General features: G+C 71.1%; 27 protein-coding genes and 1 other RNA gene. 21 read left to right on the forward strand and 7 right to left on the reverse strand.

Annotation, left to right across the window (positions count from 1 at the left end; translation table 11 throughout):
- Window positions 1-68: 68 nt before the first annotated feature.
- The 3 genes from KO353_RS04695 to radC are packed head-to-tail and all read left to right on the forward strand — an operon-like array spanning window position 69 to window position 2,615.
- Window positions 69-1,031 carry a methyltransferase domain-containing protein gene (locus tag KO353_RS04695; RefSeq protein ID WP_218286580.1) on the forward strand — a complete coding sequence of 321 codons (963 nt, stop codon included), beginning with the start codon at window positions 69-71 and terminating at the stop codon, window positions 1,029-1,031.
- Window positions 1,028-1,864, forward strand: a complete 837-nt coding sequence (map, locus tag KO353_RS04700; RefSeq protein WP_218286581.1) for a type I methionyl aminopeptidase — start codon at window positions 1,028-1,030, stop codon at window positions 1,862-1,864. The genes KO353_RS04695 and map overlap by 4 nt, the downstream gene beginning before the upstream one ends.
- Window positions 1,865-1,868: 4 nt before the next feature.
- A complete protein-coding gene (radC, locus tag KO353_RS04705) occupies window positions 1,869-2,615 on the forward strand; it encodes a RadC family protein (protein WP_218286582.1) in 747 nt (248 codons plus the stop codon).
- A gap of 134 nt (window positions 2,616-2,749) precedes the next feature.
- Here radC and KO353_RS04710 read toward each other — a convergent pair whose 3' ends face one another.
- The gene (locus tag KO353_RS04710; protein WP_218286583.1) at window positions 2,750-3,463 is read right to left on the reverse strand and encodes a TerC family protein; all 714 of its coding nucleotides are present in this window, start codon (window positions 3,461-3,463) and stop codon (window positions 2,750-2,752) included.
- Between the two features lie 113 nt (window positions 3,464-3,576).
- Between KO353_RS04710 and purB the strand changes: the two genes are divergently transcribed.
- A complete protein-coding gene (gene purB, locus KO353_RS04715) occupies window positions 3,577-4,944 on the forward strand; it encodes an adenylosuccinate lyase (RefSeq protein WP_218286584.1) in 1,368 nt (455 codons plus the stop codon).
- A gap of 217 nt (window positions 4,945-5,161) precedes the next feature.
- Here the strand turns inward: purB and KO353_RS04720 are convergent, their stop codons facing one another.
- Complete coding sequence (locus tag KO353_RS04720) at window positions 5,162-5,500, reverse strand: DUF1476 domain-containing protein (protein ID WP_218286585.1); 339 nt, start codon at window positions 5,498-5,500, stop codon at window positions 5,162-5,164.
- Between the two features lie 144 nt (window positions 5,501-5,644).
- On the opposite strand from KO353_RS04720, the gene KO353_RS16665 reads away from it, so the two are divergent.
- The 10 genes from KO353_RS16665 to KO353_RS04770 all read left to right on the forward strand — a co-directional run bounded on the left by KO353_RS16665 (window position 5,645) and on the right by KO353_RS04770 (window position 15,698).
- Window positions 5,645-6,070 (forward strand): anti-virulence regulator CigR family protein, encoded by a 426-nt coding sequence (locus KO353_RS16665; protein WP_218286586.1) that lies wholly within the window; start codon window positions 5,645-5,647, stop codon window positions 6,068-6,070.
- A 128-nt stretch (window positions 6,071-6,198) separates the two neighbouring features.
- The gene (gene purC, locus KO353_RS04730) at window positions 6,199-6,963 is read left to right on the forward strand and encodes a phosphoribosylaminoimidazolesuccinocarboxamide synthase (protein WP_218286587.1); all 765 of its coding nucleotides are present in this window, start codon (window positions 6,199-6,201) and stop codon (window positions 6,961-6,963) included.
- Window positions 6,964-6,991: 28 nt separating this feature from the next.
- Window positions 6,992-7,234, forward strand: coding sequence for a phosphoribosylformylglycinamidine synthase subunit PurS (gene purS, locus KO353_RS04735; RefSeq protein ID WP_268906210.1), 243 nt, complete (start codon window positions 6,992-6,994; stop codon window positions 7,232-7,234).
- 9 nt (window positions 7,235-7,243) lie between these two features.
- Window positions 7,244-7,459 (forward strand): hypothetical protein, encoded by a 216-nt coding sequence (locus tag KO353_RS04740; protein WP_218286588.1) that lies wholly within the window; start codon window positions 7,244-7,246, stop codon window positions 7,457-7,459.
- A gap of 79 nt (window positions 7,460-7,538) precedes the next feature.
- Window positions 7,539-8,237, forward strand: coding sequence for a phosphoribosylformylglycinamidine synthase subunit PurQ (purQ, locus tag KO353_RS04745; RefSeq protein ID WP_218286589.1), 699 nt, complete (start codon window positions 7,539-7,541; stop codon window positions 8,235-8,237).
- A gap of 215 nt (window positions 8,238-8,452) precedes the next feature.
- Window positions 8,453-9,886 (forward strand): pyruvate kinase, encoded by a 1,434-nt coding sequence (gene pyk / locus KO353_RS04750; RefSeq protein ID WP_218286590.1) that lies wholly within the window; start codon window positions 8,453-8,455, stop codon window positions 9,884-9,886.
- A gap of 192 nt (window positions 9,887-10,078) precedes the next feature.
- Window positions 10,079-11,116: a TRAP transporter substrate-binding protein DctP gene (gene dctP / locus KO353_RS04755; protein ID WP_218286591.1), complete on the forward strand. Its 1,038-nt coding sequence runs from the start codon at window positions 10,079-10,081 to the stop codon at window positions 11,114-11,116.
- 49 nt (window positions 11,117-11,165) lie between these two features.
- Window positions 11,166-11,684, forward strand: a complete 519-nt coding sequence (locus tag KO353_RS04760; RefSeq protein ID WP_235692025.1) for a TRAP transporter small permease — start codon at window positions 11,166-11,168, stop codon at window positions 11,682-11,684.
- 15 nt (window positions 11,685-11,699) lie between these two features.
- Entirely contained in the window at window positions 11,700-12,995 is a 1,296-nt protein-coding gene (locus tag KO353_RS04765) for a TRAP transporter large permease (RefSeq protein ID WP_218286592.1), read from the forward strand.
- A gap of 177 nt (window positions 12,996-13,172) precedes the next feature.
- A complete protein-coding gene (locus KO353_RS04770) occupies window positions 13,173-15,698 on the forward strand; it encodes a heavy metal translocating P-type ATPase (RefSeq protein WP_235692026.1) in 2,526 nt (841 codons plus the stop codon).
- Between the two features lie 259 nt (window positions 15,699-15,957).
- Here KO353_RS04770 and KO353_RS04775 read toward each other — a convergent pair whose 3' ends face one another.
- From KO353_RS04775 to hflK, 3 genes are read right to left on the reverse strand one after another with little or no spacing between them, the layout of a single operon-like run.
- The gene (locus KO353_RS04775; RefSeq protein WP_218286593.1) at window positions 15,958-16,155 is read right to left on the reverse strand and encodes a DUF2065 family protein; all 198 of its coding nucleotides are present in this window, start codon (window positions 16,153-16,155) and stop codon (window positions 15,958-15,960) included.
- Between the two features lie 25 nt (window positions 16,156-16,180).
- Window positions 16,181-17,080, reverse strand: a complete 900-nt coding sequence (hflC, locus tag KO353_RS04780) for a protease modulator HflC (protein WP_218286594.1) — start codon at window positions 17,078-17,080, stop codon at window positions 16,181-16,183.
- Window positions 17,077-18,264 (reverse strand): FtsH protease activity modulator HflK, encoded by a 1,188-nt coding sequence (gene hflK / locus KO353_RS04785; RefSeq protein WP_218286595.1) that lies wholly within the window; start codon window positions 18,262-18,264, stop codon window positions 17,077-17,079. The genes hflC and hflK overlap by 4 nt, the downstream gene beginning before the upstream one ends.
- Before the next feature lie 153 nt (window positions 18,265-18,417).
- On the opposite strand from hflK, the gene KO353_RS04790 reads away from it, so the two are divergent.
- On the forward strand, window positions 18,418-19,548 hold the full coding sequence (locus KO353_RS04790) for an Mrp/NBP35 family ATP-binding protein (protein WP_218286596.1): 1,131 nt from the start codon (window positions 18,418-18,420) through the stop codon (window positions 19,546-19,548).
- A gap of 167 nt (window positions 19,549-19,715) precedes the next feature.
- On the opposite strand, the gene KO353_RS04795 is transcribed toward KO353_RS04790, so the two are convergent.
- On the reverse strand, window positions 19,716-20,627 hold the full coding sequence (locus tag KO353_RS04795) for a ribokinase (protein WP_235692027.1): 912 nt from the start codon (window positions 20,625-20,627) through the stop codon (window positions 19,716-19,718).
- 4 nt (window positions 20,628-20,631) lie between these two features.
- Window positions 20,632-21,570, reverse strand: a complete 939-nt coding sequence (gene thyX / locus KO353_RS04800; RefSeq protein ID WP_218286597.1) for an FAD-dependent thymidylate synthase — start codon at window positions 21,568-21,570, stop codon at window positions 20,632-20,634.
- Window positions 21,571-21,639: 69 nt separating this feature from the next.
- Between thyX and ssrA the strand changes: the two genes are divergently transcribed.
- The 6 genes from ssrA (at window position 21,640) to KO353_RS04830 (ending at window position 25,689) form a co-directional block, all read left to right on the forward strand.
- Window positions 21,640-21,962, forward strand: a transfer-messenger RNA (tmRNA) gene (gene ssrA, locus KO353_RS04805).
- Between the two features lie 100 nt (window positions 21,963-22,062).
- Complete coding sequence (locus KO353_RS04810; RefSeq protein ID WP_218286598.1) at window positions 22,063-22,575, forward strand: SspB family protein; 513 nt, start codon at window positions 22,063-22,065, stop codon at window positions 22,573-22,575.
- Window positions 22,576-22,678: 103 nt separating this feature from the next.
- Complete coding sequence (locus KO353_RS04815; protein WP_235692028.1) at window positions 22,679-24,334, forward strand: fumarate hydratase; 1,656 nt, start codon at window positions 22,679-22,681, stop codon at window positions 24,332-24,334.
- Between the two features lie 153 nt (window positions 24,335-24,487).
- Window positions 24,488-24,895, forward strand: coding sequence for a RidA family protein (locus KO353_RS04820; RefSeq protein ID WP_268906211.1), 408 nt, complete (start codon window positions 24,488-24,490; stop codon window positions 24,893-24,895).
- A gap of 5 nt (window positions 24,896-24,900) precedes the next feature.
- Window positions 24,901-25,299: a VOC family protein gene (locus KO353_RS04825; RefSeq protein WP_218286599.1), complete on the forward strand. Its 399-nt coding sequence runs from the start codon at window positions 24,901-24,903 to the stop codon at window positions 25,297-25,299.
- A 171-nt stretch (window positions 25,300-25,470) separates the two neighbouring features.
- Window positions 25,471-25,689: a ribbon-helix-helix domain-containing protein gene (locus KO353_RS04830; protein ID WP_218286600.1), complete on the forward strand. Its 219-nt coding sequence runs from the start codon at window positions 25,471-25,473 to the stop codon at window positions 25,687-25,689.
- Window positions 25,690-25,691 lie beyond the last annotated feature (2 nt).

Consider the following 25,691-nt stretch of genomic DNA (forward strand, 5'->3'; position numbering starts at 1 on the left):
CTTCTCTCCCCTAGCTCCGGTCATCGGGCATCCTGCCCCTGCTTGGCGTCGGCGGGCAACCGGCCCACATGCCGGGTATGAACACGGTGATGGAGGTGTTCGACCGGAAGCTGCACCGGAAGCGGCGCGAGCGCGCCGCCCGGCTCGTCGCGTCGGCCGAGCCGATCCTCGCCGAGACGGCCGCCCGGCTCGCCGACCGGCTCGACGACACCACCCGTCGCTTCACCCGGGCGCTCGATCTCGGCGGCCGGCACGGGCTGATGGCGCGCCTGCTCCGCGCCCGCGGCATCCCCTTCGTCGTCTCGGCCGATCCCGCCCCGGCAATGGCGCGGCGTGCCGCGGCCTCGTGTGGGCGTGCGGTCGCGGCCGACGAGGAGGCGCTGCCCTTCGCCCCGGGCTCGTTCGACCTCGTGGTGTCGAATCTCTCGCTTCACTGGGTGAACGACCTCCCCGGCGCGCTTCTGCAGATACGGCAGGCACTCGAACCCGATGGGCTGTTCCTCGCGACCCTGTGGGCTTTGGGCACGCTCGCTCCAGTGCGAGAGGCCTTCCTCGCGGCCGAAGCCGAGGTGACGGGCGGCGCCTCGCCCCGCGTCTCCCCCTTCGCCGACCTCCGCGATTGCGCCGCACTCCTGCAGCGTGCGGGCTTCGCCCTGCCGGTCGCCGACGTTGAGACGATCACGGTCGAGTATCGCGACCCGTTCGCCCTGTTCGCCGACCTGCGGGCTCTCGGCGAGACCAATGCCGTGGCCGCGCTGAACCGCACCTCGCTTCGGCGTGCCGTGCTCGGCCGCGCCGTTGCGCGTCTGGCGGAAGGCGCGCGCGGCGGCGTGATCGCCATCCCCTTCGTCGTCGCGACGCTCACCGGCTGGGCGCCACATGCGAGCCAGCCGAAGCCGCTCGCCCCGGGCAGCGCGCGGCTCCGGCTCGCCGACGCGCTCGGCACTGTCGAGCACGCTGCGGGGCAGGGTTCGGCTTGCGCCACCGCCGCCGCCGCGCTAGGCGATCGCCTTCAGGCGAAGAGGACATGAACCAGCTCGAGCGCGACGCGGGGGGTGGCACGGCCGAGGCACGCCGGATCGTGCTGCATGACCCCGAGGATTTCGAGGGGATGCGCCGCGCCGGCCGGCTCGCCGCCGCCACCCTCGACATGATCGCCCCGCATGTCCGCCCAGGGGTGAGCACGGCGGAGCTCGACCGGCTGTGCCATGACTTCATCACCGCCCATGGGGCAGTGCCCGCACCGCTCGGCTACCGGGGCTTCCCGAAGTCGATCTGCACCTCCGTCAACCATGTCGTCTGCCACGGCATCCCGGGCGAGCGCCGGCTCGAGGAGGGAGACATCATCAACATCGACGTCACCGTGATCCTCGATGGCTGGCATGGCGACACCTCGCGCATGTTCGCCGCCGGCGAGCCCTCGCGCGCAGCGAAGCGCTTGATGGACGTGACCTACGAGGCGATGTGGCGGGGCATACGCGCGATCCGCCCCGGGGCGAGGCTCGGCGACGTCGGCTTCGCGATCCAGAGCTATGTCGAGCGGCATCGCTTCTCCGTGGTGCGCGACTTCTGCGGCCACGGGCTCGGCCGGAACTTCCACGAGGCGCCGAACATCCTGCACTTCGGCCGCCCCGGCGAGGGGATCACGCTGCGCCAGGGGATGTTCTTCACCGTCGAGCCGATGGTCAACGCCGGCCGGCCGGAGGTGAAGATCCTTGACGACGGCTGGACCGCGGTGACGCGCGACCGGCGCCTCTCGGCGCAGTTCGAGCACTGCGTCGGCGTCACCGCCACAGGCGTCGAGGTGTTCACCCTCTCGGAGGCGGAACGGAAGGACCCGCGCTTCGCCCCGTTCGGGGCCTGAGGCCATGCCGCGGCGCAAGGGGGGCGTGGCGGGCGGCGACCTGTTCGAACCCGCGGCAGCGCCCCCACAGAAGGGGCGAAGCGAGCCCGGCCATCTCGACCACCGCCGGCGCATGCGCGAGCGGCTCTTCACCGCCGGCCCCGACGCTCTTGCCGACTACGAGCTGCTTGAAATGGTGCTCTATGCCGTGCCGCGGGTGGACACCAAGCCGCTCGCGAAGGCGCTGATCGCCCGGTTCGGCAGTTTCGCCGCCGCAATCGCCGCGCCGCGAAGCGAGCTTCTCGCCGTTGACGGCATGGGCGATGCGGCGGTGGCGGCGCTCAAGGTCGTCCAGGCGGCGAGCCTGCGCCTTCTGAAGGCCGAGCTCACGGAGCGGCCGGTCCTGTCCTCCTGGGACCGGCTGCTCGACTATCTCCACGCCTCACTTGCGCGCGAGCCGGTGGAGCAGGTTCGGGCGCTCTTCCTCGACAGCCGCAACCGGCTGATCGCCGACGAGCAGCAGGGGCGAGGGACGGTGAACCACACGCCGCTCTATCCGCGCGAGGTGCTCAAACGCGCGCTCGAGCTCAAGGCGGCGGCGCTGATCCTCGTGCACAACCACCCCTCCGGTGACCCCACGCCGAGCCGGGCCGACATCGAACTCACGCGCGAGCTGGCGTCGGCGGCGAAGGCGCTCGGCCTCGCACTGCATGACCATGTGATCGTCGGCATGGGGCGGTGGATGAGCTTCCGGCGCGAGGGGCTTCTCTAGCCGCTGTCGACCGGCACCTCGCGCCCGGGAGCCGCGGCCGCCCGGATCAGCCCCGGCGCACACCGTCGCCGGCCCCAGCTTTGCCGGGCACGGGCGATCCGATCGTCGGCCTGGTCCCGCGCCGCTTTCGCCGCTCAGGGCAGTGTCCGCCGCCGCAGGATCAGGAGATCGGCGAGCACGTAGAGCAGGATCGCGGCCCCCGCGACCGAGATCATCACCGTCGGGTCAGGCGAGAGCCCGACATGGCGGGCCACGCCCGGCCAGCCCTCCCACAGCATCTTCAGCGAGACATAGACGATCAGCGCCAGACCGAGCCAGCCGATCCAGCGGTGCCGATCGAGCATCCGCGCAATATAGGAGGCCGCCACCCCCATCAGCACCACCGAGAGAAGCAGGCCGAAGGCCATGATGTAGGGGTGCTCCTTGGAGGCCGCGGCCACGGCGAGAACGTTGTCGAGGCTCATCGAGACGTCGGCGATGACGATCTGGTACATCGCCTGGGCGAAGGTCTTCGGCTGCGCGTTGAAGCCTTCCGCGGCATGCTTGCTCTCCGCCTCGCGCGCGCCGCGAAGCTCCTGGTACATCTTCCAGCAGACCCAGACGAGCAGGAGCCCGCCGACGAAGACGAGCTCGGTGATCTCGAGCAGCTGCGTCGTCATCAGGGCGAACAGGATGCGCAAGAGCGCGGCAGCGCCGATGCCGAGGATGATCGCGCGCCGGCGCTGTTCCGGCGGCAGGCCGGCGGCCGCCATGCCGACGACGACGGCATTGTCTCCCGCAAGCGCGATGTCGATGCCGATGACGGCAACAAGCGCCCAGATTTGGGAACCGGAGATCGAGAGGTCCATCACGCGCTGCCGTGTGCGAGGGCGGAACAGCCCGTCATAGCGGGCGATGGGCGGCGGCTTGTCAACCCTCGCCGGGCGGCGCACACACGCCGCGCAAGCCACGAGGACAGACGATGATCCCACGCTACAGCCGCCCGGAGATGGCAGCGATCTGGGAGCCCCGGAACCGCTACCGGATCTGGTTCGAGATCGAGGCCCTGGTGGCCGAACGGCAGGGCGAGCTTGGCCAGATCCCCCGCGAGGCAGCGCGGGCGATCCGCGAGAAGGGCGGCCCGCGGGTCGCGTCGATGACGGAAGCCGACCTCGCCCGGATCGACGCGATCGAGGCGGAGGTGCGGCATGACGTGATCGCCTTCCTCACCTGGCTCGGCGAGGGGATCGGGCCGGAGGCGCGGTTCCTGCACCAGGGGCTCACCTCCTCCGACGTGCTCGATACGACGCTTGCCGTTCAGTTCACCCAGGCGCTCGACCTGATCGACCGGGGGCTGGCGCGGCTTCTCGACGCGCTCAAGGCGCGCGCGCTCGAACATCGCCATACCGTGACGATCGGCAGAAGCCACGGCATCCACGCCGAGCCGACCTCGTTCGGGCTGAAGCTCGCCGGCCACTGGGCCGAGTTCGCGCGCGGGCGCGAGCGGCTCGCCGCGGCGCGGCGCGAGATTGGCACCTGCGCCATCTCCGGCGCCGTCGGCACCTTCGCCCATGTCGATCCCTCGATCGAGGCCTTCGTCGCTGCCCGCCTCGGCCTCGCGGTCGAGCCGGTCTCGACCCAGGTGATCCCGCGTGACCGGCATGCGATGGTCTTCGCCGTGCTTGCGGTGATCGCCGCCGGCATCGAGCGGCTCGCGATCGAGATCCGGCACCTGCAGCGGTCGGAGGTGCGCGAGGCGGAGGAATACTTCCACCCGGGCCAGAAGGGCTCCTCGGCGATGCCGCACAAGCGCAACCCGGTGCTGTCGGAGAACCTCACGGGGCTCGCGCGGCTCGTGCGGGGAATGGTGGTGCCGGCGCTCGAGAACGTCGCTCTCTGGCACGAGCGTGACATCTCGCACTCCTCGGTCGAGCGCGTGATCGCGCCGGATGCGACGATCGCTCTCGACTTCGCCCTGCAGCGTCTTGCCGGGATGATCGAGACGCTCGTGATCTATCCGGAGCGGATGGCGGCCAATCTCGAGGCGCTCGGCGGCGTGGTGCATTCGGGCGAGGTGCTGCTCGCGCTCACCCAGGCCGGGATGAGCCGCGAGGCGGCCTACGCCGCGGTCCAGCGCAATGCGATGGCGACCTGGGCCGCGCTCGGCACGGAGGGGGCGCGCACGTTCCGCGACCACCTGCTCGCCGACCCGGAGGTGACGGCGTATCTCGACGCCGCGGCGATCGACCGGGCGATGGACCCGAGGCTGCATCTGCGCCATGTCGATACCGTGCTCGCCCGCGTGTTCGGCGACGACGAGGAGCGCCCGGGCGACGTCGATGGCGGCTGAGGGGCCGGGCGGCAGCGCGGGAGAGCCCGGGCGCCCCTCTCGGCTGCCCCGACGGCGAGGGTGCGATCGTGCGGCTCGATATCGCCGCGAGTGCAGTCAGTCGGCCGGGCAGACGTGACACCGGCCTCCGGTGCGGCGGGAAGCGGTGAGGGGGCCGCGGCGACCGCGCCGGGCCGGCGACCGTCTCCCGACCGGACGCAGAGCCGGGCCAGCCGAGTCAGGCCTTCGGACCTTCCGCCGCCACCTGCTGACGCGCGGTGGCGAGCGCCTCGTCATAGACGGCGCGCAGCTCGTCCATCGACGGCGCCTGACCGGCGGCGAGGAGGTCGGCCGCGACCTTCTCGAGAACGTCCTCGTGACCGGGCTTCTTCAAGTCGGCCGTCACGACGCTCCGCGCATACTCCTCGGCCTCCGCCCCGCTCTTGCCGAGCCGCTGTGCCGCCCACAGGCCGAACAGGCGGTTGCGCCGCGCCTGGGCGCGGAACTCCTGCTCCTGATCCAGCTTGAACTTCGCCTCGAAGCCCCTCTCGCGCTCGGCGAAAGCGTCCGTGCTCATCGCACCTCCCCCGCGGCATGCGCCTTCCATTCCGCGCCTCCTCTAGCAGAAGCCGGCGCGGTCTGCACCGTCGTCCTCAGGCGCTCCGATCGCGCCGCGGATGGCCGACTTGCGTAAGCGGCGGATCGGGGCGAGTGTTAGGGTATGATCGTGTCGTTCCGGCGGGCGCTTCTCGTTGCGCTGCTCTGCCCCTCGCTTGCCGAGGCGCAGCCGCCGCCCGGGCGCGGACAGGGCTACGGCCAGGCGATCCCGGGCCTGCCGCAGGGCCAGCCCTCGCCCCGGCCGGGCCAGGTGACGGTCGCCTTCACCGCGGCCGAGCAGGCGCGGATCAGCGCCTGGCTCGCCGCCAACGCCGGCTCGCTTCGCCCCCTCCCCCCAGGCATCGCCCGCAACGTCGCCCGCGGCAAGCCGCTGCCGCCGGGGATCGCCAAGCGCGCCGCTCCCGCCTCGCTGCTCGCCCAGCTCGTCGCCCGGCCGGGCTACGAGGTCCTGGTGGTGGGAACCACCGTGGTGCTCGCCCAGGCCGGCAGCCTGCTCGTGCACGACATCGTGCAGTCAACCCTGCGCTGAGCCCGCCCGGTCGAGCCGGCCGCGAGCGCCGTCTCCCGGCCGCGGCACCGCTGTGGCCGCAGGCGCGGGCGTGCTATATCGCGATGCGACAGAAGACCTCGCGCAGCGGGGAAGGGGTGTTTCCGACCATGGCGCGCCGCAGGCAGCTCTACGAAGGCAAGGCGAAGATCCTGTTCGAGGGGCCGGAACCGGGCACCCTCGTGCAGTATTTCAAGGACGATGCCACCGCCTTCAACGCCCAGAAAAAGGGGGTGATCACCGGCAAGGGCGTGCTGAACAACCGCATCAGCGAGTTCATCATGACCCGGCTTGCCGAGATCGGCGTGCCGACGCATTTCGTCCGGCGCCTGAACATGCGCGAGCAGCTGATCCGCGAAGTCGAGATCATCCCGCTCGAGGTGGTGGTTCGCAACGTCGCCGCAGGCAGCCTCTCCACCCGCCTCGGCATCCCCGAGGGCACGCCGCTGCCGCGCTCGATCGTCGAGTACTACTACAAGAACGACCAGCTCGGTGACCCGATGGTGGCCGAGGAGCATATCACCGCCTTCGGCTGGGCCTCGGTCCAGGACCTCGACGACATCATGGCGCTGTCGCTTCGGGTGAACGACTTCCTCACCGGCCTCTTCCTCGGCGTCGGCATCCGGCTCGTCGACTTCAAGCTCGAGTTCGGCCGGCTGTGGGAGAACGACGAGATGCGGATCGTGCTCGCCGACGAGATCTCCCCCGATTCGTGCCGGCTGTGGGACATCAAGACGAACGAGAAGCTCGACAAGGACCGGTTTCGCCGCGACCTCGGCAAGGTCGAGGAGGCTTACCAGGAGGTGGCGCGGCGGTTGGGGATCCTGCCCGAGGCGGGGATGCGCGACCTCAAGGGCCCGGAGACGATGCAGTGACGCGCCCCGCCCCTGGGAGTGCCTCGCGGTGACGAAGGCGCGCGTGACGGTCATGCCCAAATCGGGCGTTCTCGACCCAGAGGGGCGGGCGATTGCGCACGCCCTCGGAACGCTCGGCTTCACAGGGGTCGAGGAGGTTCGGGCGGGCAAGGTGATCGAGCTGACGCTCGCCGAGGCAGACCCGGCGAAGGCTCGGGCCACCGCCGAGGAGATGGCGCGGAAGCTGCTCGCCAACAGCGTCATTGAAAGCTTCCGCGTCGAGCTCGTCTGAAGGGCGGCGGTGGCCAAGGCCTCGATCCTCGTCTTCCTGGTGCTCACCGTCGTGATCGCGCTCGCGCTGCGCCGGCGCGAGGCGGAGAGGCTCCGCGCGGGGGGCTTCGTCGCCCGCAAGCGGGCGGCTATTCGCCTGTGGTTCGATGCGGCGGCGCTCGCCGTCGGCGCGACGCTCGTGACGCTCGCCGCGATGCACTGGCTGAGGCTCGGCACCTGGTGGTGAGCCCGCGAATCGGACGCTCCGAGGCGAGCCGCTCGCCGCTTGCGCCCGCTCCGGGCGCCGCGGAGGGGGGCGGCGCGTCATGAGCGCTCTCCGCGCCGGCATCGTCGTGTTCCCCGGAACGAACCGCGAGCGCGACATGGCGATCGCGCTCGAGCGCGCCACGGGCCGCCGCCCCGTGATGCTCTGGCACCGCGACGCCGCGCTTCCGCCCGGGCTTGACCTCGTGGTTCTGCCGGGCGGGTTCAGCTATGGCGACTATCTGCGCTGCGGCGCGATCGCCGCACGCTCCCCGATCATGCGCGCGGTGGCCGACCATGCCGCGCGCGGCGGCCTGATCTTGGGCGTCTGCAACGGCTTCCAGATCCTCTGCGAGGCCGGGCTGCTCCCCGGCGCGCTGCTGCGCAACGCCACGTTGCGCTTCCTCGCGATGGACTGCCTGATGCGGGTCGAGCGCACCGACACGCCCTTTACCGCCCGCTACGCCCCGGGCGCGATCATCCGCGCCCCGCTCGCCCATGGCGACGGCAACTACGTCGCCGATGAGCCGGTGCTCGACCGGCTCGAGGGGGAGGGTCTGGTCGCGTTCCGCTATGTCAACGAAGCCGGCGAGGCGTTGCCGGCGGCGGCGCCGAACGGGGCGGCGCGCAATATCGCCGGGATCTTCTCCGAGAACCGCCGCATCCTCGGGCTGATGCCGCATCCTGAGGATCTCGTCGATCCGCTGATGGGCGGGACCGACGGCTTGGCCCTGTTCGAGAGCCTCGCCGAGGCGGCGTGAGCCGATGGGCGGAGAGCGCCGCGACATCGCCGCCGACGTCCCGAGGCCGCGCCCGGGGCTTGCCCGCAGCGGCGCTTCCTGCTTGCGCGATCGGGCGGCGCCCTGGCCGACGTCTCGCGTGACGGAAGCGCCTCCGGTACAGCCTGATCTCGATCCCCTTCCGTTCCGATCAGCGTTGCCCCGCGCGCCGCGGCTCGGGCCCGCGCGAGGCTGAGATGCGACGGAAGCCCACGCTCCGGCGCCATCGACGCACCAAGATCGTCGCCACCCTCGGCCCCGCCTCCTCGACACCGGAGGTGATCGAGGCGCTGTTCCTCGCCGGCGCCGACGTGTTCCGGCTGAACTTCAGCCATGGCACGCATGAGGAGCATCTCGCGCGTCTCACTGCGATCCGCGCGATCGAGAAGCGTGCGGGGCGGCCGATTGGCGTGCTCGCCGACCTGCAGGGGCCGAAGCTCCGCGTCGGCACCTTCGGCGGCGGCCGCGTCCAGCTCCAGACCGGCCAGACCTTCCGCCTCGACCTCTCCCCCGTGCCGGGGGATCGCACCCGGGTTGCGCTGCCGCACCCAGAGATCATCGCCGCCGCGCGCATCGGTTCCACCCTCCTGATCGACGACGGCAAGGTGCGGCTGCGTGTGACGCGCGTGCGCCCCGATCATCTCGAGACCGAAGTGGTCGTCGGCGGCCAGGTGTCCGACCGCAAGGGCGTGAACGTGCCCGACATCGCCCTGCCGATCCCGGCGCTGACCGAGAAGGACCGGCGCGACCTCGCCTTCGCGCTCGAGCACGGCATCGAGTATGTCGGCCTCTCCTTCGTGCAGAAGCCGGAGGACGTCGCGCAGGCGAAACGGCTCGTCGACGGCCGCGCCTGGATCATGGCGAAGCTCGAGAAGCCCTCGGCGCTCGAGGCGCTCGACGAGATCGTCGCGCTCGCCGACTGCGTGATGGTCGCGCGCGGCGATCTCGGCGTCGAGCTGCCGCCCGAGGCGGTGCCGCTTGCCCAGAAGCGGATCGTCAAGGCCTGCCGTCGCGCGGGCAAGCCGGTGGTGGTGGCGACACAGATGCTCGAGAGCATGATCTCGGCGCCCACCCCGACGCGCGCCGAGGCCTCCGACGTCGCGACCGCCGTGTTCGACGGGGCGGATGCGGTGATGCTCTCGGCCGAGAGCGCCGCCGGCGCCTTCCCGCGCGAGGCGGTGGCGATGATGGACCGGATCGTCGCCCGCGTGGAGGCTGACCCGACCTGGCGCGAGATCGTCGAGGCGACGCGCAACCCGCCCGAGCGCTCGACGGCCGATGCGATCGCCGCTGCCGCACGCCAGGTCGCCGCGACGATCGGGGCGAAGGCGATTGCGACCTTCACGATGAGCGGTGCGACCGCCCTGCGCATGGGGCGCGAGCGGCCCGAGGCGCCGATCCTCGGGCTCACGCCGCGGATCGAGACGGCACGGCGGCTCACCGTCGTCTGGGGCGTGCACCCCGTGGTGACTGCGGATGTCCATTCCATGACCGAGACGGTCTCGAAGAGCCTCCGCATCGCCGGCCAGGAGGGGTTCCTGCGGCAGGGGGAGGAGCTCGTCGTGGTCGCGGGCGTGCCCTTCGGCGCCTCGGGAAGCACGAACGCCCTGCGCGTCGCCGTCATGCCCTGAGCGGTTGCTCCCCCACACCCGCGGCCGCCACCCGGAAAGGGCCGCCCGCCCCCGCCTCCGGCCCGTTCGCGTCTTCCAACGCTCTTGCCGCGGGGGCGCCTCTCCCACATGCTCTCGCCCGACACTGGCTTCCGCCGCCGGAAGCCAGAATTGCAACGCCGCCGCGCCAAGGCGGCGAAGGAGGGGGACGCCATGCGCACGCCATTCGCCCGACGCTCGATCCTGATCGCCGCCGCCGCCGCGCCGCTCGCCGCGCCTTGGGTGTCGCGCGCCCAATCGCTGAAGAGCGAGTACAAGCTCTCGGTCGTCGGCAACCGGCCGATCCCGCTCTCCGCCAGCGCCTTCGAGTGGGCCGAGCTCGTCACCCAGCGCACCGGCGGGCGGATCAACGTCAAGGTCTATCCGGGCAGCCAGCTCGTCGGCGGCGACCAGACGCGCGAGCTCGTGGCGATGCGCCAGGGCGTGATCGACTTCTGCGTCTCCTCCACCATCAACCTCTCGCCGCAGATCCGCGAGATGAACCTCTTTTCGCTGCCGTTTCTGATGCCCGGGCCTGCCGCCTTCGATGCGCTGATCAACGGCGAGGTCGGGAGGGACCTGTTCCGCGTGCTCGCCACCCGGGATGTTGTGCCGCTTGCGTGGGGCGAGAACGGCTTCCGCGAGCTCTCCAACAGCAAGCGGCCGATCCGTCGCCCGGCCGACCTGCGGGGGATGAAGATCCGTTTCGCGGCCGGAGCGATCTTCAGCGACATCTACACCCAACTCGGCGCCAACCCGGTGCAGATGTCCTTCGCCGACCTCCAGCCCGCGCTCTCGACCGGCGCGGTCGATGGGCAGGAGAACCCGATCAACCTGTTTCTCGCCTTCCGCATGGACACGCTCGCCCAGAAGCACCTGACGATCTGGAACTACGTCGCGGACGCGGGGATCTTCCACGTCGCGAAGCCCGTGTGGGACAGCTTCAGCCGGGCGGACCAGGAGATCGTCGCCGAGAGCGCCCGCGAGGCGGCAAAGCGTCAGATCGCCGCCGCGCGCAAGGGGCTCGGCTTCGACGGCGATCGTTCCTCGCTCGACGAGCTCGCCCGTCGGGGTGTCGAGGTCGTCGCACTGACGCTCGAGGAGAAGCGCGCCTTCGCCGAGGCGACGAAGCCCGTGTTCGACAAGTGGGCGGCGCAGGTGGGCGCCGAGCTCGCGCGCAAGGCGCAGGCCGCCGTCGCCGCGAGCGCGTGACCGCGCGCCGCCTCCCCCGCACGGCTCGCTCGGTGCGCCTCGGGTGGCGGTGAGCGAGCCCCCCGAGCGGCAGCCCGGGCTCAAGCTCGGCGAAGCCCCGCCGCGGCTGCCGGTCACGCTCGAAGGGGCGGCGGTGGCTCTCCTGATGGCGGTGCTCGCCGCCATCACCTTCGCCAACGTGCTCGTCCGCTACTTCACCGACCGCTCCTTCGCCTTCACCGAGGAATACTCGGTGGCGCTGATGGTGGTGCTCACCCTGCTCGGCGCCTCGGCCGCGTTCGCCGCCGACTGGCACATCCGCATGACCTATTTCGTCGAGAAGCTCCGGCCCGCCGTGCAGCGCCGACTCGAGCTCGTGGTGCTCGGCGCCTCGCTTCTGCTCTTTTCGCTCGTGACGTGGTACGGCGCGCGGCTTGCCTGGGACGAGTACCGCTTCGAGGTCCTCTCTCCCGGGCTCGGCGTGCCGCAGTGGCAGTATACGGTCACGCTGCCGGTGATCGCCGCGCTGATCTCTCTGCGAATCCTCGGGCGGCTCGTGCGGGTGGCACGGGCAAGGCGAAGCATCTGAGCCGGCCGACCCGGCATGGCCCTCGAAGGCTCGCTGATCCTGCTCGGCCTGTTCTTCGGGATGCTGCTCCTCGGCGTCCCGGTCGCCGTCTCGCTCGGGCTTTCGGGCACGGTCGTGCTGCTCGTCGAGGCTTTGGGCATCATGGCCCTGCCGACGAACATCTGGACCGGGATCGCGAAGTATCCCCTGCTCGCGCTCCCGATGTTCGTGCTCGCAGGCATGGTGTTCGAGAAGTCCGGCGTGGCCGAACGGCTCGTGCGCTTCGCTGCGGCGCTGATCGGCGCGCGGCATGGCGGGCTCGGCCTCGTCGCGATCCTCGTCTGCATGCTGCTCGGCGGGATCTCCGGCTCAGGTGCCGCTGATGCGGCCGCCGTCGCCTCCGTGATGCTGCCCTCGATGCTGAAGCAGGGTTACCCGCGCCCCTATTGCGCGAGCGTGATCGCGGCCGCGGGCTCCACCGCCGTGCTGATCCCGCCCTCCATCCCCTTCATCGTCTATTCCGTGTTCGTCCCGGGCGTGTCGGTGCCGGCGCTGTTCGTGGGCGGTCTCGTGCCTGGGCTCCTGTGCGGGCTCGCGCTGATGCTGCCCGCCATCGCGCTCGCCCGCGTGCACAGCTTCGGGGTGCCGGGCCCCGAGACGCAGCGCGAGGGCCTCGGCCAGGCCTTCCGCGACGCGGCCTGGGGCCTCGCCGCGCCGATCGTCATCCTCGGCGGGCTCCGCTCCGGCCTGTTCACCCCGACCGAGGCGGCCGTCGTCGCGGTCGCCTACGGGCTGTTCGTCGGCCTCGTCGTGTACCGAACCCTCACGCCCGCCTCGCTCTACGCGGTGTTCCGCGACGCCGGCGAGATCTCGGCCGTGGTTCTGATGATCGTCGCGGCTGCCTCGATCTTCGCCCATGCTGGGGCGACCGTCGGCGCCTTCGACTCGCTCGCCCGCGCCCTGATCAGCCTCGCGCCAGGGGAGGTCGGGATGCTGCTTGCGATCAACCTGCTCATCCTGGTCGCTGGCATGCTGATCGACGCGATCTCGATCTTTCTCGTCTTTTTGCCGATCCTTGTGCCGATCGCCCGCAGCTTCGGCTGGGACCTCACCTGGTTCGGCATCATGCTGACGATGAACATCGCGATCGGCGCCTTCACGCCGCCGATGGCGGTGAACCTGATGGTCACCTGCAAGGTGGCAGGCTGTTCGATTGAGAGTACGGTGCCGTGGGTGGTGTGGTTCGTCGCGGCGATGGCCGCGGCGCTCCTCCTCGTCGCCTTCGTGCCGGAGGTCGCGCTGTTCCTGCCGCGCCTGTTGGGCGATCTCTGACGCCCTCGCGGCACGCCCGGCCGGGTTGCGGCTGCTTGACCCGGAGGGCAGAGGAGGGTTTAGACAGGGCATGCAGCCGCCCCGGCGACAGGGCACACGTCTCGCCGCCCCGAGGATACACGGCGCATGCCTGCGGCGCGTTGCTTGGCCACGGCCCCGGCCTCGGGACCGTCGGCGATGAACGCTTCCGACGCGGGTGGGATGGCGCCCGCCCCCCGTGACGCAGAGCCCATGCTCGTGGTGCCGATCGAGGGCATGAGCTGCGCCTCCTGCATCGGCCGCGTCGAGCGCGCGATCGCCGCCGTTCCGGGGGTCAGGTCCGTCTCGGTCAACCTCGCGACGCAGCGTGCAGCCGTCCGCTTCGCGGGCCAGCCGAATGCCGCCGCCGTGGTCGAGGCGATCGTCCGCGCCGGCTATGCCGTTCCGACCACGGTGACCGATCTCGCGATCGAGGGGATGAGCTGCGCTTCCTGTGTGGGCCGTGTCGAGCGCGCGCTCAGGGCGGTGCCAGGAGTGAGCGAGGCCACGGTCAATCTCGCGACCGGCCGCGCCCGCGTGGCGCATCTTGCGAGCCTTCCGCCCGGGAGCCTCGAGGCAGCGGTCAGCGCCGCGGGGTACGGGGCGGTGCGGATCGGGGCCGACGCACCGGCAGCGCAGGCCGAGCGCGCTCGCAGCGCCGAGCGTGCCGAGGAGAGAGGCCTCAGACGCGATGCCATCATCGCCGCGGTGCTCGCCTTGCCGCTCGCCGTGCTCGAGATGGGCGCGCATCTCTCGTCGGCGGTCCACCATGTCATTGACGAAACGATCGGGATCGCCCTCTCCTGGAAGCTCCAGTTCCTGCTCGCCGCCGCCGTGATGGCCTGGCCCGGGCGGCGCATCCAGCAGGCGGGGTGGCGCGCGCTGTGGCGCGGTGCGCCGGACATGAACGCGCTCGTCGCCCTCGGCACCAGTGCGGCGTTCGCCTACTCGACGGTCGCGACCTTCGCGCCCTCGCTCCTTCCCGAAGGCGCCCAGCACGTGTACTTCGAGGCGGCTGCGGTGATCGTCGCCCTGATCCTGTTCGGCCGCTGGCTCGAGGCGCGCAGCCGGAGCAGGACCTCGGAGGCGATCCGTAAACTCGTCAGCCTGCAGCCGCCGACCGCGCGCGTGCTGCGCGACGGCGAGGAACGCGAGATCCCGGCTGAAGAGCTCGTCGCCGGTGACATCTTCCTCGTCCGCCCGGGCGAGCGCCTGCCTGCAGACGGCGAGGTGATCGAGGGCGCCTCGTTCGTCGACGAATCGATGATCACCGGCGAGCCCGTGCCGGTGCCGAAACACCCTGGCGTGCGCGTCAGCGGCGGCACCGTGAACGGAACCGGCAGCCTCAGGGTTCGTGCCACGGCCGTGGGCGCGGACACGGTGCTTGCGCGGATCGTCCGCATGGTCGAGGAGGCGCAGGCCGGCAAGCTGCCGATCCAGGCGCTGGTCGACCGGGTGACCGCCTGGTTCGTTCCCGCCGTTCTCGCCATCGCCGCGGTGACCTTCCTCGTCTGGCTTGTCGCCGGGCCCGAGCCCTCGCTCACCTTCGCCCTCGTCAACGCGGTCGCGGTTCTGATCATCGCCTGCCCCTGTGCGATGGGGCTTGCCACGCCGACCTCGATCATGGTCGCAACCGGCCGGGCCGGCGAGCTCGGCGTTCTGTTCCGCAGGGGCGAGGCGCTCCAGTCGCTCGCCTCCGTCGCGGTGATGGCGTTCGACAAGACCGGCACGCTGACCGAGGGCAGGCCGGAGGTGACCGATCTCGTCGTCGCGCCGGGCGAGGAGGAAGCCGCGGTGCTCGCGCTCGCCGCCGCCGTCGAGGCGCGGTCGGAACACCCGATCGCGCGCGCGATCGTCGCCGCCGCCTCGGCCCGCGGCCTTGCCGTTGCCGAAGCAGAGCGTTTCGAGTCCGTTCCAGGCTTCGGGGCCGTCGCCGAGGTCGCTGGGCGTCGCGTGGCCGTCGGCTCGGCGCGCCACCTCGAACGCCTGGGCATCGACCCGGGCCCGCTGGCCGAGGCCGCGCTTCTGCTCGCACGCAAGGGCAGGACGCCGCTCCTCGTCGCGGACGGCGATCGCTGCGTCGCCGCGATCGCGGTCGCCGATCCCGTGAAGCCCTCGGCGCCGGCGGCGCTCTCGGCGCTGCGCGGGATGGGCCTCCGAATCGCGATGGTGACGGGCGATAACCGCAAGGCGGCGGAGGCGATCGCGGAAAGCCTCGGGATCGTCGACGTCGTCGCCGAGGTACCGCCCGAGGGCAAGGTCGAGGCCATCGCGGCGCTCCGGTCGGGAGGGCGGACGGTGGCCTTCGTCGGCGACGGACTCAACGATGCCCCGGTCCTCGCCTCTGCCGATGTCGGGCTTGCGGTGGGCACGGGGACGGATGTCGCGATCGAGAGTGCCGAGGTTGTGCTGATGAGCGGAGACCTGCGGGCGGTCGTGACAGCGGTCGCGCTCAGCCGCGCGACGCTTCGCAACATAGGCCAGAATCTGGCTTGGGCCTTTGGCTACAACGCTGCCCTGATCCCGGTCGCCGCCGGGGTGCTGTGGCCGTTCGGCGGCCCGCTGCTCTCTCCCATCTTCGCGGCCGCGGCGATGGGGCTCTCCAGCGTGTTCGTCGTGACGAACGCCTTGCGTCTTCGGCGCTTCCGGCCGGCGCGTGCGACGATCGGGGAGGTAGCGCGCTGACGGTCAGGAAGGGAGCGGGGCGTTGCCTGACGCATCCCCTGGGCGATCGGGCGGACGATCGCGAGCGCCTCCGACTCTGCCGCGCGCCACGGCCGGGAGGAGCAGGCTCGGTCAGCGGCGATCGAGCCGGCAGGATCGGCGTCACGTCTCGCCAGCCGGCCTGGACGCCACGCGTCTGACCTCGGCAGAGCGCGGCCGGCGCGCGTGTCTCCCCCGCGGGGCCTACGCCTGCGCCGTCCCGACGCGGACCGCTCCGTCGTCAGACGAGCAGCGACGCCAGCGCGACGATGAGGAGACCGAGTGTCGCGGCGGCGACGCCGACGGCGCGCAGCGCGCCGTCCTCGAGGGAGAGGAGCGCCGCGAGCGCCCGGCGCACCTGTGCGGGGAAGGCCGCATAGAGCAGGCCCTCGGCCGCGATCACGAGGCCGAGGGCCGCAAGCAGCAGGGCGACGGACAAGGACCGCCGCGACCGGAGGAGTGCCTCAGCGCACCCCGGCGGCCCGGACGTCCTGCGGGATATCCTTGAAGAAGCGGAAGAACTCGCTGTCCGGCGTCAGCACGAGTCGGCCACCCTCGGAGCCTTCGCCGAACGCCTCGCGATAGGCCTGCATGCTCCGCCAGAAGGCGAAGAACTGGATGTCGCGCTGGAACGCCTCGGCGAGGATCCGGATGCTCTCCTGCTCGCCCTGGCCGCGCAGGATGTCGGCCTGCGCCTGGGCCTCGGCGAGGATTACGGTCCGCTCGCGCTCCGCACTCGCTCGGACGCGGGCCGCGACCTCGGCGCCTTCGGCTCGAGCCTCGCGGGCGACGCGCTCGCGCTCGGACTGCATCCGGTTCAGGATCGCCTGGGTGTTCTCCTCCGGCAGGTCGGCGCGGCGGATTCGCACATCCTCGATCTCGATGCCGAAGCGACGCGCCTCGTTGTTCACCTGGGTGCGGATGTCGGCCATGATTCGGCCGCGGTCGGCCGACAGGACGGCGAGCAGAGGCTCGTTGCCGAGCACGCGCCTCAGCGCCGAGGTGACGATCGACGACAGCCGCGCCCGGATGGCGTTATCGCCGACACCGACCGTCTGGTAGTACTGCAGCGGGTCGACGATGCGGAAGCGCGTGAAGGCATCGACGATCAGTCGACGCTGGTCGCCGAGGATCACCTCCTCGCCCGGCATGTCGTAATCGAGCAGGCGCTTGTCGAAGCTGAGCGTGTTCTGGACGATCGGCAACTTCGCGTTCAGCCCCGGTTCGGTGATCACGCGCACCGGCTTGCCGAACTGAAGCACCAGCACCTGCTGCGTCTGGTGCACCGTGAACAGGGTCGAGAACAGGACGACGCCGACGACCGCGAGGCCGATGACGCCGCCGATGATCGCCTTCTGGTTCATCGCGTCACTCCGCTGGCACGGGCGGCGGGGGTAGCAGGGGCGGCGGGGATCGGCATCGGCTTGTCACCGAGGCCGGCTGCCTGCCGCGCGGCGCCGCGATTGAGGTCGTTCAAGGGAAGGAACGGAACCACGTTCTGCACCTTGTCATCGACGACGATGGTCGGGCTCCGGCGGAGCACCTCCTCCATCGTCTCGAGATAGAGGCGCAGGCGGGTGACATCGCGCGCCTCGCTGTAGGCGGAGAGCACGGCGATGAAGCGCTGCGCCTCGCCGTTGGCGCGGGCGATCCGCGCCTCGCGCTCGCCCTGTGCCTCCTGAACGAGACGCTCGGCCTCGCCTCGGGCGCGCGGGATGATGTCGTTGCGGAACGCCTCGGCCTCGTTGCGCAGACGCTCACGGTCGGCGTTGGCGCGCTGCACGTCGCGGAAGGCGTCGATCACCGCCGCCGGCGGGTCAACCTTCTGGAGCTGGATCTGCGTCACCTCGATCCCGGCCCCGTACTGGTCCATGATCGCCTGGGTGCCGGTGCGCACCGCCTGCTCGATCTGGGCGCGCGCCTCGGTCAGCGCGCGTTGGATCGGTGTGCGGCCGATCACCTCGCGCATCACGCTCTCGGCGGCCGATTTGAGCGTCTGTTCGGGATTGCGGATGTTGAAGAGGAAATCGGGGGCGTTCGAGATGCGCCACAGCACCGAGAAGTCGATGTCGATGATGTTCTCGTCACCGGTGAGCATCAGGCTCTCCTCGATGACATCACGCAACGGCCCGACCCGCGCGACGCCGCCATCGACGCCGCTGCGGAAGCCGACCTCGATCCGATTGACGCGGGTCACCCGCGGGGTGAGCACGGTCTCGATCGGTGCGGGCAGGGCATAGTTCAACCCCGGCGCAGTGACGCGGTTGAACGCGCCGAAGCGGAGCACGATGCCCTGCTCGTCCGGCTGAACGCGATAGAAGCCCGAGAGAAGCCAGATGCCCACGAGCACGAGGCCGATGATGGCAAGCCCTTTGCCGCCGCCGAAGCCGTGCGGGAGGAAGCGGCGGACGAAGTCCTGCCCCTTGCGCAGCAGCTCGTCGAGATTGGGCGCCTGCGGAAGCTGCGGGCCACCGCCGCCCCACGGCCCTCCCTGCCGTCCGCCGCCGCCCCAGGGGCTGCCGCCCCCGCTGTTGTTCGTCCAGGGCATGTGCTGTGTCCCGGCCTTCTCGCTGTTGGAAGCCCCTCACCCGCGCCCCATATCGGACGGCGGCAGCGCGACCCACTGGTCGCGCCAAGGCGCCGTCGGGTGCCAACCCACCGGCCGCCCGGATATCGTCCAGTCCGGAGGGGTTTTCAAGAGATGACTGCAGTGACGCCCGAGACAGTGATGGCGGCGCTCGCCCGCCTGCGCGACCCCGAACGCGGCGCCGACATCGTCTCGCTCGGGATGGTGCAGGGCCTCACGATACGCGGCGGGCTCGTCTCCTTCGCTCTCGAGGTGCCGCGCGAGCGCGCCGCAGCGCTCGAACCGCTGCGCAAGGCGGCCGAGGCGGCGGTCTCCGCCCTGCCCGGCGTGCTCAACACGACCGTCGTGCTCACCGCCCACCGCGGCGACCCGACGCCACAGGGGCAGACCGCCGGCGCCCGGGCGGCGGACGCGGCGGCGGGGCGAGGCAAGGGCCCGCAGCTCCTCGGCACCTGCCGCGCCATCGTCGCCGTCGCCTCGGGCAAGGGCGGGGTGGGCAAGAGCACGACGGCAGCGAATCTCGCGATCGCGCTCGCCCAATCGGGCCTCGCCGTCGGCCTGCTCGATGCCGACATCTACGGGCCGTCGATGCCGCGCATGCTGGGCGTGCGGGGCCGGCCGCACGCGGCGGGTCAGATGATCGCGCCGATGGAGAAATGGGGCCTCAAGGTCATGTCGATCGGCTTCCTCGTCGAGGAGGAGACGCCGATGATCTGGCGCGGGCCGATGGTGATGGGCGCGCTCGAGCAGATGATGTCCCAGGTGCTCTGGGGGCCGCTCGACATCATGGTGGTGGACATGCCGCCCGGCACGGGCGACGCCCAGCTGACGATGGCCCAGCGCGTGCCGCTGACCGGCGCGGTGATCGTCTCCACGCCGCAGGATGTGGCGCTGATCGACGCACGCCGCGGCATCGCCATGTTCGCGCGCACCAACGTGCCGGTGCTCGGGCTGATCGAGAACATGAGCTATTTCTGCTGCCCGAACTGCGGCCACCGGAGCGAGATCTTCGGCCATGGCGGTGCACGCCGCGAGGCAGAACGGCTCGGCACCGAGTTCCTCGGCGAGATCCCGCTCAGGCTTGACATCCGCACCACCTCGGACGAGGGAGCGCCGATCACGGCCACCCAGCCCGACGGCGAGGAGGCGAGGATCTACCGCGCCATCGCCGCTCGGGTCTGGGCCAAGTGCGAGGCGGTGCTCGCCCGACGCGCCGCCTCCGCCCCGAGAATCGTCGTCGAATAGAGGCCCAGGGGCCGGTCGAGCGCCGCGACGACGACCGCAGAGGCGGCGCCCGCGAGCAGCGGCGGAGCCACCCAGGCAAGGGTCAGCGAGGCGATCAGCCCGGCCTCTGCCATCAGCGCCCAGGCGGAGAAGAGCCTGTGCGCGGCGGGTGCGTGGTGCGGCATCGGTCAGGGCAGCCCGGGGGTATTCTCGCCGCGGGCGAGCAGAGCCTCGGTCGCGGCGGCATCCGGAATGCTCCCCTGCGAGCCCGGCCGGGTGCAGGCGAGCGCCGCGGCGGCGGCGGCACGGCGCAGCGCCAAGGCGAGGTCCTGCCCGCGGTCGAGCGCGGCGGCGAGCACGCCTGAGAAGGTGTCGCCGGCGGCGGTGGTGTCTGACGCGGCGACGGCGAAGGCAGGCTGGTCGATCAGGCCGGCGGCGGTCGCCGCAACCGCCCCCTTCTCGCCACGCGTCAGGATCACGTCTGGGCCGCCGAGAGCGCGGCGCAGCGCCGCCGGCGCGGCGTCGGTGCCGAGGCGCAAGGCGAGCGCCGCCGCCTCTCCCTCGTTGACGATGAGGAGATCGACCGCGGCGACCGCCTCGCGCGGAAGCGGCAGGGGCGGGGCGAGGTTCAGAACGATCCGCGCGCCGCGGGCACGAGCGCGGGCGATCAGCAACGCCGTCTCCTCGGCGTCGACCTCCATCTGGAGGAGAAGCGTCGTCGCCGCGCCGAGATCGTCCTCGGCGATCTGCGACGCCCTTACGAGACGATTGGCGCCCGGAGCGACGGCGATCTGGTTGCGCCCGGCGGGATCGACGCAGATCATCGCCACCCCTGTCGGAGCGGGAACCGTCGCAAGCAGGGAGAGGTCGACGCCGGCCTCGCGGAGCGTCACGAGGGCGGATGCGGCGAAGGAGTCGTCCCCCACAGCGCCCGCGAAGCGAACCCGCGCCCCGTCGCGCGCGGCGGCGACCGCCTGGTTCGCCCCCTTGCCGCCCGGCTCGCTGCGCAAGCCCTCGCCGAGCACCGTCTCGCCAGGCGCGGGAAGGCTCGGCACCGGCACGATCAGGTCGAGATTGACCGAGCCGAAGACGAGGATCACCGCCTCAGGCCTCGCGCCCGAGAGCGGCCATGAACTCGCGCCACTCGCGCCGGCTCATCCCTGCGCTCTCGGCCGTCACCGTCTCGCCGGCGAGCATGCGCTTGAGCGCCGCGAGCATCTGCGCCGAGAAGGTCACCGCTCCGAGCCGGTAGTCGAGGAAGGCCTGGGCGGTGATCGGCACCCAGGCCTTGACGACCTCAAGCATCACCTCGGCATAGGCGCGGATCTCGTACTGGGCGTGCGGATCGGCGCGAAGCGACAGGAAGTGCAGAAGGTTGTGGAGGTCCGTCTTCCAATACCACTGGGTGTAGGTGTTGAGCGTGAGGTTCATGCGCGCGAGCTCGCGCGCGAGCCCACGCCGTGAGGGGTCGGCGCGGGCTCCATCCTCGCCCTCGTTGAGCATCCAGAGGTAGTGGTCGTGGCAGCGGGCGGCGTCCTCGCGCAGAAGACGCAGCACCTCTTCGGCCTCCTCCCCGTCGAGCAGCGCGCCGCGGCCCTGGCGGTTGTCGGCGCTCTGGGCGGCGAGCGCCTCGCGCGCGGGGATGTAGAACTCGCGGTCGAGCACCGAGTAGCGTGCCGAGATCTCGTTGACGTTGGCGGTTCGGTGGCGGATCCACTGCCGCGCGACGAAGATCGGCAGCTTCACATGCCACTTGATCTCGGCCATCTCGAAGGGGGTCGAGTGCCGATGGCGCATCAGGTAGCGGATCAGCCCCGCATCGTCCTGCACCCGCTTCGTGCCGCGGCCGTAGGAGACGCGCGCGGCCTGCACAATCGCAGCGTCATCGCCCATGTAGTCGACCACACGAAGGAAACCGTGGTCGAGCACCGGAAGCGGCGTGTAGAGCAGCGCTTCGAGAGCAGGAACCGTCGGGCGCAGGGTGCGCGCCTCGGCCGCGCGCGCTGCGCCGATCTCTGCCCCTTGCGCGTCCGTCAGCTCCATACGCTGCCCTCCCTTCTCGTCTGTCGGTTCCCCCGCCTCGGCGCCCGAGCCTCGCCCGTGCGTCCGTCGCCCCTTCCGCCGGGCCCGCCCGTTTCCTATAATCCGGGCTGCCGGGGCAACCCGGCTATGGCGATAAACGGTGCCTGGAATAAGCGTAGCGGACCCGGGGGCAGTGCCCGGCGCCTCCACCATCATCTCCCCCTGCGGCGGGGGCCTTAAGGGGGCGAAACAGGCTCGACGCGCGTGGTAAAGAGGTACCTTTCGCCCGGCACGGTTCCGCCGTCATCGGGCCAATCCACAAGTGCCAACGACAACAGCCGTATGGCGCTCGCTGCCTGATCTGATCGGGTAAGCGCGGTTCGGGGGGCACCGGGCAACAGAAGCCCCCCACTCCTCCCCATGTCGGTGACATTGCCGAGGCGTGACAGGGCGGTGCCGCGCGACGTAGGGTTTCCCTTGCGGACAGGGGTGCTTGGAGAGGTCGGGCACGGGATGGCGCAGGATGAACCCGGGCTGAAGGATAGCCTTCTTCCCTACGAGAGCTGGATCCAGGAGAGCCTGCGCGGCGTTATGCGATTCGCGCTCGCCCGCGTTGCCGCAGAGGGGCTGCCCGGGGATCACCATTTCTACATCACCTTCCGGACGGACTGCCCCGGCGTCGTCCTGCCCGAGCGTCTGCGCGCGCAGTATCCGCGCGAGATGACGATCGTCCTGCAGCACCAGTTCGACGATCTTGAGGCGACGGAGGCCGAGTTTTCGGTCACACTCTATTTCGGCGGCGTTCCGGCACGCCTTTCCATCCCCTGGTCGGCGGTCACCCAGTTCGCCGACCCCTCCGTCCGCTTCGGCCTGCGTTTCGAGACGCCCGACCCGGCCCCGAAGGTGAGCCTGCCCGCGCCGCGGCAGGCGGAGGCCGCGCCCATGGCGCCCGCAGCCGCGGCGGAGACGGGGCCGCAGGTGGTCAGCCTGGACGCCTTCCGCAAGCGCCCGCCCGGCAAGGGCTAGGCGGCGCGCGGGGCGGGCGGGATGTTGGCCGCCCGCTTCTGGCCGGGAACGGCCGGCCATGCGATAAGCGGAGCGAGCCAGGAATTGACACAGGGAGCCGCGCATGAACGCGCCCGCCGCGCGCGCCGCTGCAACCGGCGCCTTCCTCTACAGCCCGATGTTCCCGCTTGGAGAGACCGCGACACCGTGGCGGAAGCTTGCCCTCGACGGGGTCGCGACGATCGAGGCTGCGGGCCGCCGCGTTCTCACCATCGCGCCCGAGACACTCACCGAACTCGCCTTCCAGGCGTTCCGCGACGTCTCGCACCTGCTCCGCCCCCAGCACCTCGCCCAGCTCCGCGCCATCCTCGACGACCCGGAGGCCTCGGCGAACGATCGCTATGTCGCGCTCGAACTGTTGAAGAACGCCAACATCGCCGCGGGCGGCGTGCTGCCGATGTGCCAGGACACCGGCACCGCGCTCGTGTTCGGCAAGAAGGGGCAGCGCGTCTGGGTCGAAGGCAACGAGGAGGAGGCGCTCTCGCGCGGGGTGTGGCGCACCTTCACCGAGACGAACCTCCGCTACAGCCAGATGGCGCCGCTGTCGATGTTCGAGGAGGTGAACACGGCCAACAACCTCCCCGTCCAGTTCGACATCATGGCCGCACCAGGCGAGGAGCATGCCGAGGAATTCCACTTCCTGTTCGTGGCCAAGGGCGGGGGAAGCGCGAACAAGACCTTCCTGTTCCAGGAGACGCGGGCGCTGCTCAACGAGGCGCGGCTCTACGAGTTCCTCGAGGCGAAGCTGAAGACTCTCGGCACCTCCGCCTGCCCGCCCTACCACCTCGCGATCGTGATCGGCGGCACCTCGGCCGAGGCGACGCTGAAGACCGTCAAGCTCGCCTCGACGCGGTATCTCGACGCCCTGCCCACACAGGGCTCGATCGCCGGCCACGCCTTCCGCGATCTCGAGGCGGAGATGAAGGTGCTCGAGATCAGCCGCCGCCTCGGCATCGGCGCGCAGTTCGGCGGCAAGTATTTCTGCCATGACGTCCGCGTCATCCGCCTGCCCCGCCACGGCGCCTCTCTTCCCGTCGGCATCGGCGTCTCCTGCGCGGCCGACCGGCAGATCCTCGCCAAGATCACGCCGGAGGGCGTGTTCCTCGAACAGCTCGAGACCGACCCGGCGAAATACCTTCCCGAGACGACGGATGCCGAGCTCGGCGGCGAGTGCGTGCACGTCGACCTCACCCGGCCGATGAGCGAGATCCGCGCCGCGCTGTCGAAGCTCCCCGTCAAGACGCGGGTGATGCTCTCGGGCCCGATGGTGGTCGCGCGCGACATCGCCCATGCGCGGCTGAAGGAGCGGCTCGACCGCGGCCTGCCGCTGCCCGACTACATGAAGGATCACCCCGTCTATTACGCCGGCCCCGCCAAGACGCCGGCGGGCTACGTCACCGGCTCCTTCGGCCCGACCACGGCGGGGCGGATGGACAGCTACGTGCCCGAGTTCCAGAAGGCGGGCGGGTCGCTCGTGATGCTCGCGAAGGGCAACCGCTCGCGTGCCGTGCGCGAAAGCTGCGCCCGGTACGGCGGCTTCTATCTCGGCTCGGTCGGCGGCCCGGCGGCGCGGCTCGCCAAGGACTGCATCACCAAGGTGGAGGTGCTCGAGTTCCCCGAGCTCGGCATGGAGGCGGTGTGGCGGATCGAGGTGAAGGACTTCCCGGCCTTCATCGTCATCGACGACAAGGGCAACGACTTCTATGACGGGCTCGAGTGAGGGCGCAGCCCCGCCGCTGATGCCGCTGCCGGCTCCGCCGCGTTGCGCCATCCCCGGCTCACGGCGGGCGCCACGGGAGGCTTGGGCCGAGCGCGGCGCCGAGGCGCGTGTCGGCGACGGCCGCTCGAACCCGGCGCCGAACAGCTCGGCTGCGTGACGAAGAGGAAGGCGGCGATGCGCAAGTGGATCTCCTCAGGCTCCCGGTTCGAGGAGGAGGTGGGCTATTCTCGCGCCGTGGTGGACGGCGACTACGTCTGGGTCTCCGGCACCACAGGCTATGATTACACCACCATGACGATCGCCGACGATGTGGTGGCCCAGGCTGAGCAGTGCTTCGCCAACATCGCCCGCGCTCTGGCCGAGGCCGGGGCGAGCCTCGACGATGTGGTGCGCGTGCTCACGATCGTCCCGAACCCGGCCGACTGGCCGCCCTGCTGGCCCGTGTTCAAGCGCCATCTTGGCCGCGCCCGGCCGACCTCGACGCTGATCCATGCCGGCCTCGCCACGCCGGCGATGCGGATCGAGATCGAGGTGACGGCGAAGCTGCCGAAAGGAGCCTAAAGTCGATGCGCTTCGCGGTCGACCGGCTCGATCACCTCGTCATCACCTGCCAGGACATTGAGGTGATGGCGAGCTGGTACCAGCGCGTTCTCGGGATGGAGCGCGAGGCCTTCGGGCTCAAGAAGCGCACCGCGCTTCGTTTCGGGGGGCAGAAGATCAATCTCCGCCCCAAGGAGGAAACCCAGGCGAGCTGGTTCAGCGGCGCGGCGGCCGCCCCCGGCACGCAGGACCTCTGCTTCATCGTCACCGTGCCGGCCGCCGACATCGTCGCCCATCTGCACGGCTGCGGCGTGACGATCGAAGAGGGGCCGGTGACGAAGCACGGGGCGCTCGGTCCGATCACCTCGGTCTATTGCCGCGACCCCGACGGCAACCTGATCGAGCTCGCCACCTACCAGTTCTGACGGTGCTGCGCCCGCCGCCCGACCAGCTTCAGCCGGAACCGCAACGCGACGCGATGCGGGCCGAGGCGGCCGGTGCGGCGCGGGCGGAGACAGTGCGGCGCGGGACGGCCGCTGCGGCCATGCCCGCGGGCCGGCGGCCGGCAGCCGGCCGCGCCTGACCCGCTCTCCGACATGGCCGGACATCTCGAGAAACGCTCGCTCAGCCTCGCCGGGCACCGGACTTCGGTCGCGCTCGAGCCGGCGTTCTGGCGTGCGCTCGAGGAGGAGGCGGCGCGCGAGGGGATCAGTCTCGCCGCGCTCATCCGCACGATCGACGCGGAACGCCCCGACCCCTCTGTGCCGCTCGCCCGCGCGCTCAGGCTGCATGTGCTCGCCGCCCGGGGCGGTTGAGA

Origin of the sequence: Elioraea tepida (genome assembly GCF_019203965.1) — a bacterium.
GTDB classification, from domain to species: Bacteria; Pseudomonadota; Alphaproteobacteria; order Acetobacterales; family Acetobacteraceae; genus Elioraea_A; species Elioraea_A tepida.

Coding starts and splice junctions, on each gene's coding strand:
- KO353_RS04695 (WP_218286580.1), top strand. CDS start 69: ATGCCGGGTATGAACACGGTGATGGAGGTGTTCGACCGGAAGCTGCAC.
- hflC (WP_218286594.1), bottom strand. CDS start 17,080: ATGAACCAGAAGGCGATCATCGGCGGCGTCATCGGCCTCGCGGTCGTC.
- pyk (WP_218286590.1), top strand. CDS start 8,453: ATGCGACGGAAGCCCACGCTCCGGCGCCATCGACGCACCAAGATCGTC.
- purQ (WP_218286589.1), top strand. CDS start 7,539: ATGAGCGCTCTCCGCGCCGGCATCGTCGTGTTCCCCGGAACGAACCGC.
- KO353_RS04790 (WP_218286596.1), top strand. CDS start 18,418: ATGACTGCAGTGACGCCCGAGACAGTGATGGCGGCGCTCGCCCGCCTG.
- map (WP_218286581.1), top strand. CDS start 1,028: ATGAACCAGCTCGAGCGCGACGCGGGGGGTGGCACGGCCGAGGCACGC.
- thyX (WP_218286597.1), bottom strand. CDS start 21,570: ATGGAGCTGACGGACGCGCAAGGGGCAGAGATCGGCGCAGCGCGCGCG.
- KO353_RS04770 (WP_235692026.1), top strand. CDS start 13,173: ATGAACGCTTCCGACGCGGGTGGGATGGCGCCCGCCCCCCGTGACGCA.
- KO353_RS04810 (WP_218286598.1), top strand. CDS start 22,063: ATGGCGCAGGATGAACCCGGGCTGAAGGATAGCCTTCTTCCCTACGAG.
- KO353_RS04830 (WP_218286600.1), top strand. CDS start 25,471: ATGGCCGGACATCTCGAGAAACGCTCGCTCAGCCTCGCCGGGCACCGG.
- KO353_RS04815 (WP_235692028.1), top strand. CDS start 22,679: ATGAACGCGCCCGCCGCGCGCGCCGCTGCAACCGGCGCCTTCCTCTAC.
- hflK (WP_218286595.1), bottom strand. CDS start 18,264: ATGCCCTGGACGAACAACAGCGGGGGCGGCAGCCCCTGGGGCGGCGGC.
- radC (WP_218286582.1), top strand. CDS start 1,869: ATGCCGCGGCGCAAGGGGGGCGTGGCGGGCGGCGACCTGTTCGAACCC.
- KO353_RS16665 (WP_218286586.1), top strand. CDS start 5,645: ATGATCGTGTCGTTCCGGCGGGCGCTTCTCGTTGCGCTGCTCTGCCCC.
- purC (WP_218286587.1), top strand. CDS start 6,199: ATGGCGCGCCGCAGGCAGCTCTACGAAGGCAAGGCGAAGATCCTGTTC.
- KO353_RS04710 (WP_218286583.1), bottom strand. CDS start 3,463: ATGGACCTCTCGATCTCCGGTTCCCAAATCTGGGCGCTTGTTGCCGTC.
- dctP (WP_218286591.1), top strand. CDS start 10,079: ATGCGCACGCCATTCGCCCGACGCTCGATCCTGATCGCCGCCGCCGCC.
- KO353_RS04720 (WP_218286585.1), bottom strand. CDS start 5,500: ATGAGCACGGACGCTTTCGCCGAGCGCGAGAGGGGCTTCGAGGCGAAG.
- KO353_RS04825 (WP_218286599.1), top strand. CDS start 24,901: ATGCGCTTCGCGGTCGACCGGCTCGATCACCTCGTCATCACCTGCCAG.
- KO353_RS04765 (WP_218286592.1), top strand. CDS start 11,700: ATGGCCCTCGAAGGCTCGCTGATCCTGCTCGGCCTGTTCTTCGGGATG.
- purB (WP_218286584.1), top strand. CDS start 3,577: ATGATCCCACGCTACAGCCGCCCGGAGATGGCAGCGATCTGGGAGCCC.